Below are 10,682 nucleotides of genomic sequence, written 5' to 3' on the forward strand. Positions count from 1 at the left end.
TGGCGGGCTTGGCCGAGGCGGAGGCCGAACTGCTGCAAGGCCGGGGCGAGCCCTCGGGCCTGCTGCGCGTGGCCCTGCCGCCGCTGCTGGGCCGGGCCTTCGTCATGCCGGTTCTGCTGGAGCTGGCCGCCCGCTGGCCCGCCCTGCGGTTGGAGGTGGTGTTCGGCGCGCGGGCGGTGGACCTGGCGGCCGAGGGCGTGGACCTGGCGGTGCGCATCGGCGACCTCGACGACCGCGCCGGCCTGATCGCTCGCCCGTTGGGCGTGCAGCGGCGGGTGGTCTGCGCGACGCCGGCCTATCTAGATGCTCGGGGGCGGCCCAAGACGGTCGACGATCTCGCCGCCCACGACTGCCTGGTCGAGGCCCGCGACGGCCGCCCGACGCCCTGGCCCTATGTCGATGCTGACGGTGTCGCCCGCAGCCTGCCGGTGGACGGCCGCCTACGGATCGGCGACGCCCTGGTCCTGGCCGAGGCGGCGCGGGCCGGAACCGGGATCGCCATGGTCCCGCGCTGGGTGGTGGCCGAGGACCTGGCGGCTGGGCGGCTGGAGACGGTGCTCGACGGGGTGTTCGACAGCCCCCTGCCGGTGAACCTGGTGTGGCCGCGTACGCCGTATCCGAGCGCCAAGCTGCGGGCGGCTGTGGATGCGCTGGTCGAGCGATATGGGACGGAGCGGCCTTGGGACTCGTCCCCTCTTCCATAGGGAGAGGGAGGGGCCCGCCGCGAAGCGGTGGGAGGGTGAGGGGTTTCACCGTCGGCAGGCAAATCCGAGAGGGCGACCAACCGTCCGACGTCGAAGCTCTAAGCGCCGCGCTTCATTCGGCGAGTTTGTCACCTCTCACCCTCCCATGGCTTCGCCATGGGCCCCTCCCTCTCTCAAAGAGAGAGGGTCTCATTGCCGCCGATCCCTACTTCTCCCGGGCGATTGGGTAGAGCAGGTGGCGCTGATCGTAGAAGGGCGTGCGCTTGTAGAACCAGGCCAGGCGCGCGTCGGGATCGGCGGCGAACTTGGGGTCGGCGGCCAGCTTGGCCTCGAACTCGGCCTTCAGCGCCGGGTCGGCGGCCATCATCTTCTCGGCCAGCGGGGCGATGGCGTAGGGCTCGATATATTCGACGCGGCTCAGCACCTCGGGGACCATGCCCCAGGCGAAGACGCTTTCGCTGGACTGCGGCTCGAGCAGCAGCACGACGAGGTCGCCCAGCGGCTGGTCGGTGGGCACGCGCACCGAGCCCTTGGGGAAGGTCCAGTCGCGCGCTTCCGTCGTCACCTGCTCGACGCTCATCTGGACGTGGCCCTCGTTGGCGCGGGGCGCGACCTTGGGTTCGACCAGGCGCAGCATCTCAACCGGCACGGTCTTGGCCGCGTCGAGGGTTTCGACCTTCACCCCGTGCAGCTTCAGCCGCTCGATGATGTCGGCGCGGTAGCTGGGGACCCAGTAGGCCTTGGGACGAGCCAGTTGCAGTGTCGGGTGCGAGCCGTAGAACGGCAGCTGCCAGAGGTCGGGGTCGGCCTGTCCCAGCCAGCGGATCTCGGTCTTGCCCGAGGCGGGACTGTCATAGGTCTCGTACTTGATGCCCTTGAAGGCGCGGGTCGTGGTCGGCTTGTCGTCGGCGACGAAATTGGCCGGGATGGTCGCCGGGCGCAGGGCGCTGTCGGCGGCGACGGCCGTGCGCAGGGACGAGCCCTTTTCCGCCAGCAGCTTCAGCGAGGTTTCGATGAAGACGTAGGTCCCCAGCACCCGCTGGGCGTGGGGCTTGAGGCTGTGGTTCTCGATCAGGATGGTTGGCACGTGGGCGGCCGAGCCCCAGCCGTTGGAGAACCGCTCGCCGAGGCCGCCGTCCGACAGCCCGGCCTTGGGATCGCGCTCGTCGACGCCGAACACCAGCTCGCCCGGGATGTGGCCCTCGGCCTCCAGGCTCTGGTTCATCGCCGGCTTGAAGGCCTCGTCCAGCCACTTGGCCGTGGCCGGCGAGCGCGACCAGACGCCGTCCTCGCCGTTGTAGCCGTAGGTGACGTCGTACTGGTAATCCATGCCGTCGGTGACGTGGACGTCGACGTAAAGGTCGGCGTGATACTTGGCCTGAAGCCGCTTCAGCGCCTGCATCTCGGGCTGGTCGAGCTTCATGAAGTCGCGGTTGAGGTTCTGGTTGGTCGCCGTGTTGCGCCAGCCCTGGATGCGCGGCCCGCGCTGGTTGGGCCGCGAATAGGGGCCAGAGCGCTCGTGGCCGTCGACCGACAGGATCGGGATCAGCACCAGATTGACCTTGTCGAGCAGGCCGTCCTTGCCGTGAAACGCCATGTCGCGCAGCAGCATCATGCCCGCGTCCTTGCCGTCGATCTCGCCCGGATGGATGCCGCATTGCACCAGCAGCAGCGGCTTCTTGGGATCGAGCTTGTCGCCGTCCTTGCTGGCGATGACGGCGAAGATCGGCCGGCCCTCGGGCGAGACCCCGAAGTCCTCGACGCGGACCAGCTTGGTCGCCTTGTCGAGCCGGTCGAACCAGGCGCGGGTGTCGGCGTAGGTCGGCGAGAAGTCGTGGCCCGGATCGGCCTCGAACGGCGTCACCCACGGATCGGCCGCATCACGGATCAGCGCCTGGCTGGCGCCCTGCCACTGCGGCGCCGGCGGCAGGAAGGCTTCGTCCCAGGGCTTCTTGGGGGTGGGGATCTCTGCCATCGCCGTGCTCGCCATCAGTGCGGCGGCCAGGGCCGCCAGGGTTAGAGTTCGCATTCGATCCCCCTTCGTGGAAGGACCCCTCCGGCCCTCCGGGCCACTTCCCCCAGAGGGGAGAATCCGGTCAGCGCGGCGCTCTTCAAGATGCTCCACCGCTGGGGGAGCTGTCGCGGAGCGACTGAGGGGGTCTTACTTCGTCTTCCAGATCGGCTTGCCCTCGCCGGGCAGGCCCAGCCGCGACCACTTCTCGCTGACCGCGTCGACCACGGCCTGATCCATGCGGATCTCCTCGCCCCACTCGCGGGTCGTCTCGGGCTCCCACTTGTCGGTGGCGTCCAGGCCGATCTTGGAGCCGAGGCCGCTGACGGGGCTGGCGAAGTCGAGATAGTCGATCGGGGTGTGCTCGATCACCGTGATGTCCCGGGCGGGGTCCATCTTGGTGCTGATCGCCCACATCACGTCCTTCCAGTCGCGGGCGTTGATGTCGTGGTCCACGACGATCACCCACTTGGTGTACATGAACTGGCGCAGGTAGCTCCACACGCCCAGCATCACCCGCTTGGCGTGGCCCGGATAGGCCTTCTTCATCGACACCACGGCGATGCGGTAGGAGCAGCCCTCGGGCGGCAGCCAGAAGTCGACGATCTCGGGGAACTGCTGGCGGATCAGCGGGATGAACACCTCGTTCAGCGCCTCGCCCAGCACGCTGGGTTCGTCCGGCGGCCGGCCGGTGAAGGTGGTCAGGTAGATCGGGTCCTTACGCATGGTGATCGCGGTCACCTGGAAGACCGGGAAGGTCTCGACGCTGTTGTAGTAGCCGGTGTGGTCGCCGTAGGGGCCTTCCTCGGCGTGCTCGTCGAGCAGGACGTGGCCCTCGATGACGATCTCGGCCTGGGCCGGCACCATCAGCGGCACGGTCTTGGCCGGCACGAGGTCGAGCTTGGCGCCGCGCAGCAGGCCAGCGAACTGGTATTCGGAAAGGGTGTCGGGCACCGGCGTCACGGCGGCCAGGATCGTGCCGGGATCGGCCCCCAGCACGACGGCGCAGGGCAGGGGCTCCTTCTTGCCGGCCTTCTTGTGGCGGGCGTAGTGCTGCGCCCCGCCGCGGTGCGCCAGCCAGCGCATGATCGCCTTGTCCTTGCCCAGCACCTGCATGCGGTAGATGCCGAGGTTGAAGTCGTCCTCGCGGTCGTCGCTGGGACCCTTGGTGACCACCAGGCCCCAGGTGATCAGCGGCGCCGGCTCGCCCGGCCAGCAGGTCTGCACCGGCAGCTTGGACAGGTCGATCTGGTCGCCCTTCAGCACCACCTCCTGCACGGGCGCCTTCTTCACCGTGCCCGGGCGCATCGACAGCACCGTCTTGGCCAGCGGCAGCATGTCGATGGCGTCCTTCAGTCCCTTGGGCGGCTGGGGCTGGCGCAGGAAGGCCAGCAGCTCGCCCACTTCGCGCAGTTCGCCGGCGGTGGTGCGCGGCTCGCCGCCCAGGGTGACGCCCATGGCCACCCGTTTGACCGTGCCGAACAGGTTGGCCAGGGCCGGCATCGACGAGCGCGACCCGTCGGGCAGCAGCACGTGCTCGAACAGCACCGCCGGGCCGCCGGTGGCCAGGAGGCGCGTCTGGATCTCGGTCATCTCCAGGACCGAGGAGACCGGCTCCTTGACCCGCACCAGCTCGCCCTGGGCCTCCAGCACGTCGATGAATTCGCGAAGCGAGCGATAGGCCATGGGCGGGGAGACTCCTGGAACGGGGCGGAACCTAGAAGCGGGGGCGCGCCAGGGCAAGGCGAGAGGGGGCCGCGCTTAAAGGGGGTGTCGAGGCGGCGTCGAGAGCGTGTGGAGAAAAGATGGAGGCCAAGCTTCGTCCTAGGCGCCGCACGCGGGGCGTGATCTCTGCTGCTCGAAGGTTGCAGGAGCCCGTCGATGACCGATCAAGCCGTCGAAGCCGATCCGCGCGCCGTCCGCCGGGCGGCGATCCTGCGGCTGGTCACGGGCCTGGCCCAGGGCCTGCTGCTGTACTGGCTGTACCAGGCCGACGAGTTCAAGCGCTGGCCCGACGGCCAGCCGATGGTCTATGCGGCCTTCCTGCTGGCTGTCCTGTTCGCGCCGTTCGTGGTGCTGGCCGGGCTTTCGACCATGCGCTGGCCCGCGCTGGCTTCCTGGAAGGGCGTGGTCGTCCTGCTCGCCGCCGGGGTCGGGGCCTATGGCGTGTGGAGCGGCGATCCGTCGGCCTCGGGCGTCAACGGCCTGGGCCCCTTGAGCTTCCTGGGCGTGGCGGCCCTGATCTTCATCGGCCATCACCTGGTCGAGCCGGCCGACATCGAGCGGCGGCCCATCGCCCGCTTCGCCAGCTATTTCGACATCACCTGGAAGCACGGGGTGCAGCTGGCGCTGGCGGTCGGCTTCACCGGCGCCTTCTGGCTGCTGCTGTGGCTGGCGGCCGTGCTGTTCAAGCTGATCGGCGTGGGGATCATCGAGACAGTCATCCAGACCAAGCTGTTCGCCATTCCCGCCACCACCACGATCTTCGCCGCCGCCGTCCAGCTGACCGACGTGCGGGCCGGCCTGGTGCGCGGGGTGCGGACCGTGGCCCTGACCCTGCTGGCCTGGCTGCTGCCGCTGATGGTGCTGATCGCCGGGGCCTTCCTGCTGACCCTGCCGTTCACGGGGCTGGAACCGCTGTGGAAGACCCGCAGCGCCACCGCCAGCCTGCTGACCGCGGCCGCCTTCCTCGTTTTGCTGACCAACGCCGCCTACCAGGACGGAACCGAGACGACCGCCCTGATCCTGAAATGGGCGGCGCGGCTGGCCGGCCTGCTGCTGGTTCCGATCACGGTTCTCGCCGCCTACGGCCTTTCCCTGCGCATCGGCCAGTACGGCCTCAGCACCGACCGGATCATCGCCGCCGCCTGCGTGCTGGTCGCGGCCGGCTACGCCCTGGGCTACGCGGTCGCCGCCGTGCGGCCGGGCCCGTGGCTGAAGACCCTGGAGACGACCAATATCGGCATGGCCTTCGTGGTCATCGTCGTGCTGCTGGCCCTGGTGACGCCGATCGCCGATCCGCGCCGGTTGTCGGTCGGTGACCAGGTCGCGCGGCTGCAGGCCGGCAAGGTCAAGGCCGAGGCGTTCGACTTCGACTTCCTGCGGTTCCGCAGCGGCCGGTTCGGCCTGGATGCGCTGAAGCGCCTGGCGGCCGGGCCGGACGCCGTCGTCGCCAAGGCGGCCAAGGCCAGTCTCGCCCGCCTGGCGGCCGGGCCCGCGCCGGGGAAGGCCGAGCCGATGGCCGACGTGATCGTCTATCCCAAGGGGCGGACCCTGCCGAACGGCTTCGAACGCCTGGCCGACCTGAGCGACTCGCCGTGCCGCTTCGCCGCCAAGCCGTGCTCGGCCCTGCTGCTCGACATCGACGCGGACGGGTCCGAGGAGGTGCTGCTGTCGAGCGGCTCGATGCTCGACGTCTTCGGCATGCGCGAAGGTCGCTGGAAGAAGATCGGCTATGCGTCCAGCCCCTGCGGCCGGGTGGCCGACATCGCCGGGGTGCTGGCGCGCTCGGGCGAGGCCGCGACGATCGCGCCGTCGCCCCTGCGCGACGTGGTGCTCGGGGACATCCGCATGGAGATCCGGCCGCAGGGCGACGCCTGCAACGTGACGGCGGCGGAGGCCCTGGCCTCGCGGCCTAAACCGCCCCCTCGCTGACCGCGTTCAGCCGCGCATAGACCCCGCCCTTCGCCTTGAGTTCGGCGTGGCGGCCTTCCTCGACGACGCGGCCGTTCTGGAACACCAGGATCCGGTCGGCGCCGCGCACGGTCGACAGGCGGTGGGCGATGACGATCGTCGTGCGGCCCTGCATCAGGGCCTCGGCGGCCTCCTGCACCAGGGCCTCGGTCTCCACGTCGAGCGACGAGGTGGCCTCGTCGAGCACCAGGATCGGGGCGTTGGTCAGGAAGGCGCGGGCGATGGCCACGCGCTGGCGCTCGCCGCCCGAAAGCTTGATGCCGCGCTCGCCGACCAGGGTGTCGTAGCCGTGCGGCAGTTTCAGGATGAAGTCGTGGGCGCGGGCCTTCTTGGCCGCCTCCACCACCTGGTCGAAGGTCGCGTCGGGGCGGCCATAGGCGATGTTGTCGAGCAGGGAGCGGTGGAACAGGGCCGGGTCCTGCGGCACCACGGCGATGGCGCGGCGCAGCGAGCCCTGGGTCACCTTGGCCACGTCCTGGCCGTCGATCAGGATCCGCCCGCCCTGCAGGTCGTGCAGCCGCTGGATCAGCTTGACGAAGGTCGACTTGCCCGAGCCGGTGGGGCCGACCAGGGCCACCTTCTCGCCGGGCGTGATGTCCAGCGAGAAGCGGTCGTAGAGCGGCGCGCCGGCGTTGCGATAGGCGAAGGTCACGCCCTGGAAGGCGACGGCGCCGGGGCCGGTGACGAAGTCGGGCGCGCCGGGGGCGTCGGCGATCTGCGGCGGCAGCTTCGACCAGGCCGCGACGTCCTCGCTGTCGTCGATGCCCTTCTGCAGCATGCGGATGTTCTCGCCCATGTTGCGCAGATAGCCGCTCATCAGCAGGAACGAGGTCATGGCCGCGACGATGTCGCCGGCATTGGCCTGGCCACGCATCCACGCCCAGACCATGGCCCCGGTCAGGCCCGCCTGCAGCACGACCAGCAGCAGGTTCTGGCCCAGCCACACGTCGGTGAAGCGGTTCCAGGTGACCATCACCGCATCGCGCCAGGCCGCGGTGACCTGGGCCAGGCGAGCGGTCTCGCGATCCTCGGCGCCGAAGGCCTTCACGGTGGGGTTGGAGGTCACCGCGTCGGCCAGGGCCCCGCCGATGGCGGAGTCCAGGGCGTTGGACTTCAGGTTGGCGGGCCGCACATAGCGCTCGGTGATCCACAGGTTCACCGACAGGTAAAGCAGCACCACGACCAGCGAGATCGCCCCGGCCAGGGGCTGCTTGACCAGCATGACGCCCGACAGGCCCAGGAGCACGATCATGCTGGGCACGAGCCAGATGGTGAAGGCGTCGGTGACGCTGTCATAGCCCCACATGGCGCGGGTCAGCTTGCGCACCGTGGCGCCGGCGAAGCTGTCGGCGTGCCAGTCGGACGAGAAGGCCTGGACGCGGGCGAAGCCCTCGTTGGTCATCTCCTCCATGTTGCGGGCGGCCAGCGGGATCCAGAACCGGTGGGCGATGTTGCGGATCAGCGAGAAGGCCAGGTAGACGCCGACGAAGATCGCCCAGGCGCCCCAGGCGCGCGACTTCTCGCCGGCCACCACGACATTGACCAGGTGCTCGGCCGCGGTCGGCAGGGCCACGTCGAAGCCCACCGCGATCAGGGTCAGCACCACCCCGGCGGTGAAGATCAGCTTCCGGCGCAGCCAGAAGCGCGCCAGGAAGCCCAGCACCTGGGTGTTGGACAGCGCCCGGCGCCGGCCCTGGGTTTCATCCTCGTCGTCGAAGTCGCTCATGGGCGGCTAGATAGGCTTGTTGTGGCCGGCAGGGAACGTCCCGCCGACAGGCTGCTGCCAGGTTTCGGCCCTAGCGTCGGGCTTCTGTGGCCATGCGCACGGCGAGGCCGCCCAGCACGCTGGCCATCAGCCAGCGCTGGACCAGGGCGAAGCTGGGGCGCGTGGCCAGGAAGGTCGCGATCGAACCGGCGGCCAGGCAGATCAGGCCGTTGATCGTCAGGCTGACGGCGATCTGGGTCCCGCCCAGCAGCAGCGACTGGCTGAGCACCGCCCCATGCTTGGGGTCGATGAACTGCGGCAGCAGCGACAGATAGAGCATCGCCGCCTTGGGATTGAGCAGGTTGGTCAGGAAGCCCATGGCCATCAGCTTGGCCGGCGGGTCCTTGGGCAGTTCGCGCACCTGGAAGGGCGACTGTCCGCCCGGCTTGATCGCCTGCCAGGCCAGCCAGCCGAGGTACAGCGCCCCGCCGAACCGCAGGACGTCGTAGGCGATCGGGGCGGCCATCAGCAGGGCGGTGATGCCCAGCGCCGCGCAGACCAGATAGACGATGAAACCCGCCGCCGTACCGACCAGCGACACGATCCCGGCCCAGCGTCCCTGGCAGATCGAGCGGCTGACCAGATAGAGCATGTTCGGCCCCGGGGTCAGGGCCATGCCCAGGCACACCAGGGCGAAGGCGATCCAGGTCTTGGCGTCGGGCATCGGTGGCTCCGGAAAACGGGCAAGAAAAAGGGGCCGGAGGCTTTCGCCGCCGGCCCCTTGATACTTTCGACTGTCGCCGAAGACGTCCTGCTTAGTGGATGTCTTCGTTGATCAGGCCGACCTTGTACCAGCCAGCGGTCTGCAGCTGGTTCAGCACGCCCATGAAGTCGGCGTACATGACGTCGGCGTCGGCGCGGATCATCACGCGCTGGTCGTCCTTCGGGCCAGCCTGGCCGTTCGAGGTGAACTTGGCGTCCAGGTCGAACTGCAGGTTGTCGAGGCTGGTTTGCTTGTCCGCGATGAACAGAGCGCCCGACTTCTGGATCGAGATGAAGACCGGTTCCTTCGGCTTCACGCCGGGAGGCGGCGGCGAAGCCGGCGGCAGGTCGATCTTGATCGAGGTCACGGCCATCGGCACGGCGACCATGAAGATGATGAGCAGAACGAGCAGAATGTCGACGAAGGGCGTGACGTTGATTTCTGAATTCTGGTTCAGCGAGTAGCGACCGCCGCCGCCGCCAGCAAGTTTAGCCGCCATAGCCTGACTGTCTCCCGGGGACCGCCCCCAGGCGGTCCAGAAATTGTTAGATGCCACGTCTGGCGCAGACGAGCGCGGAAGTAAAGCCCGACGACGCGCCGCAATGGCAACCCCTTTTGTGAGTCTTTTTGGCCTAACGCCGTTCAGGAGAGCGTTTTGGGCGCCAGGCTTCGCGCCCCGCGCGACTAGCGCTGGCCATCAGGCCGCGCTAAGCCCCCGCGCATGATCTTTTCCTTCGACGCCTACGTCACCGCCGCCCTGTTCGATCGCGCTGGACGCGCCGGATTCGCCCTGGGCGACGGCACCGTCCGATTCGAGGCCGAGGGCGGTTTCGTCACCGTGGAAGCCCATGGCGGACCGCTCGGCGGGGCCGTGCTGGCCGCCTGCGTGCACCCCTCGGGCCGGGGCCTGGTGACCGGCGGCGACGATGGCCGGGTGGTCTGGAGCCGGGTCGAGGGCGACGAGGTCGTGGCCACCCTGCTGGCCGAGGTGAAGGGCAAGTGGATCGAGCACGTGACGGCCAGCGCCGCATCGCGCCTGATCGCCTTCACGGCCGGCAAGGAAGTGCACGTGCTGGACTCGGCCGACGCCGAGTTCCGTCGCACCTACGTCCATGAGAAGACCGTCTCGGGCGTGGCCTTCGATCCGAAGGGCAAGCGCCTGGCCGCGGCCGGCTACGGCGGGGTGTCGCTGTGGTGGAGCCGCATCGCCGACCAGAAGCCGACGGTGATGAAGTGGGCCGGCAGCCACGTTGCTTTGGCCTACAGCCCCGACGGCAAGTTCCTGGTCTCGGCCATGCAGGAGAACCAGCTGCACGGCTGGCGCCTGTCGGACGGCAAGGACATGCGGATGGGCGGCTATCCGGCCAAGATCAAGAGCCTGGACTTCTTCGACAAGGGCAACCTGCTGGCCACCGCCGGCGCCAACGGCGCGGTGATCTGGCCGTTCGCCGGGGCCAGCGGCCCGATGGGCAAGGAAGCCGCCGAGATCGGCTTCTCGCGCGACTCGCTGGTGGTGCAGGTGGCCGGCATCGACGCCCTGCCGGTGATGATCGCCGGCCAGGACAACGGCCGCGTCTGGGCCGCGCACATGCGCTCGGGCCGCATCGAGACCCTGAAGGCCGAGAAGGGCGCCCCGATCAGCAGCCTGTCGGTCAACGCCGACGGCTCGCGCCTGGCCTGGGGCGACGAAAGCGGCGAGGCCGGCGTGCTGGCCGTGCCGGACATCTCGGTGCGGAACTTCTGATCTCGTCCTTCTCCCCTTGCGGGAGAAGGTGTCGGCGATAGCCGACGGATGAGGGGTCTCTC

Annotated in this window: 8 protein-coding genes; 3 read left to right on the forward strand and 5 right to left on the reverse strand. The window is 69.3% G+C overall.

All coding sequences use genetic code 11. From position 1 onward, the window contains the following. The coding region (locus tag DMC18_RS19870; protein ID WP_110133239.1) for a LysR substrate-binding domain-containing protein at nt 1–704 on the forward strand (704 nt) is incomplete at its 5' end. A gap of 205 nt (nt 705–909) precedes the next feature. Here the strand turns inward: DMC18_RS19870 and DMC18_RS19875 are convergent. Then, nucleotides 910–2,733 carry a M14 family metallopeptidase gene (locus DMC18_RS19875; RefSeq protein WP_110121119.1) on the reverse strand — a complete coding sequence of 608 codons (1,824 nt, stop codon included), beginning with the start codon at nt 2,731–2,733 and terminating at the stop codon, nt 910–912. Nucleotides 2,734–2,865: 132 nt separating this feature from the next. Continuing rightward, nucleotides 2,866–4,401, reverse strand: a complete 1,536-nt coding sequence (locus DMC18_RS19880; RefSeq protein ID WP_110121120.1) for a UbiD family decarboxylase — start codon at nt 4,399–4,401, stop codon at nt 2,866–2,868. Nucleotides 4,402–4,596: 195 nt separating this feature from the next. Here DMC18_RS19880 and DMC18_RS19885 point away from each other — a divergent pair, with 195 nt between their 5' ends. Continuing rightward, a complete protein-coding gene (locus DMC18_RS19885; RefSeq protein WP_110121121.1) occupies nt 4,597–6,369 on the forward strand; it encodes a DUF4153 domain-containing protein in 1,773 nt (590 codons plus the stop codon). Here DMC18_RS19885 and DMC18_RS19890 read toward each other — a convergent pair. From DMC18_RS19890 to DMC18_RS19900, 3 genes are all read right to left on the reverse strand, one after another. After that, nucleotides 6,350–8,134: an ABC transporter ATP-binding protein gene (locus DMC18_RS19890; RefSeq protein ID WP_110121122.1), complete on the reverse strand. Its 1,785-nt coding sequence runs from the start codon at nt 8,132–8,134 to the stop codon at nt 6,350–6,352. The two genes, DMC18_RS19885 and DMC18_RS19890, sit on opposite strands and share 20 nt — an antisense overlap. A 70-nt stretch (nt 8,135–8,204) precedes the next feature. Beyond that, nucleotides 8,205–8,837: a LysE family translocator gene (locus DMC18_RS19895; RefSeq protein ID WP_110121123.1), complete on the reverse strand. Its 633-nt coding sequence runs from the start codon at nt 8,835–8,837 to the stop codon at nt 8,205–8,207. Between the two features lie 91 nt (nt 8,838–8,928). Then, complete coding sequence (locus DMC18_RS19900) at nt 8,929–9,375, reverse strand: biopolymer transporter ExbD (protein WP_110121124.1); 447 nt, start codon at nt 9,373–9,375, stop codon at nt 8,929–8,931. 222 nt (nt 9,376–9,597) lie between these two features. On the opposite strand from DMC18_RS19900, the gene DMC18_RS19905 reads away from it, so the two are divergent. Next, on the forward strand, nt 9,598–10,620 hold the full coding sequence (locus tag DMC18_RS19905; protein WP_110121125.1) for a WD40 repeat domain-containing protein: 1,023 nt from the start codon (nt 9,598–9,600) through the stop codon (nt 10,618–10,620). Nucleotides 10,621–10,682: the final 62 nt, after the last annotated feature.

It is taken from the genome of Caulobacter sp. D5 (assembly GCF_003185805.1).
Classification (GTDB): domain Bacteria; phylum Pseudomonadota; class Alphaproteobacteria; order Caulobacterales; family Caulobacteraceae; genus Caulobacter.

Excerpts from the sequence above, each read along its gene's own strand:
- DMC18_RS19885 (WP_110121121.1), top strand. The coding sequence starts at position 4,597 with ATGACCGATCAAGCCGTCGAAGCCGATCCGCGCGCCGTCCGCCGGGCG.
- DMC18_RS19890 (WP_110121122.1), bottom strand. The coding sequence starts at position 8,134 with ATGAGCGACTTCGACGACGAGGATGAAACCCAGGGCCGGCGCCGGGCG.
- DMC18_RS19880 (WP_110121120.1), bottom strand. The coding sequence starts at position 4,401 with ATGGCCTATCGCTCGCTTCGCGAATTCATCGACGTGCTGGAGGCCCAG.
- DMC18_RS19900 (WP_110121124.1), bottom strand. The coding sequence starts at position 9,375 with ATGGCGGCTAAACTTGCTGGCGGCGGCGGCGGTCGCTACTCGCTGAAC.
- DMC18_RS19895 (WP_110121123.1), bottom strand. The coding sequence starts at position 8,837 with ATGCCCGACGCCAAGACCTGGATCGCCTTCGCCCTGGTGTGCCTGGGC.
- DMC18_RS19905 (WP_110121125.1), top strand. The coding sequence starts at position 9,598 with ATGATCTTTTCCTTCGACGCCTACGTCACCGCCGCCCTGTTCGATCGC.
- DMC18_RS19875 (WP_110121119.1), bottom strand. The coding sequence starts at position 2,733 with ATGCGAACTCTAACCCTGGCGGCCCTGGCCGCCGCACTGATGGCGAGC.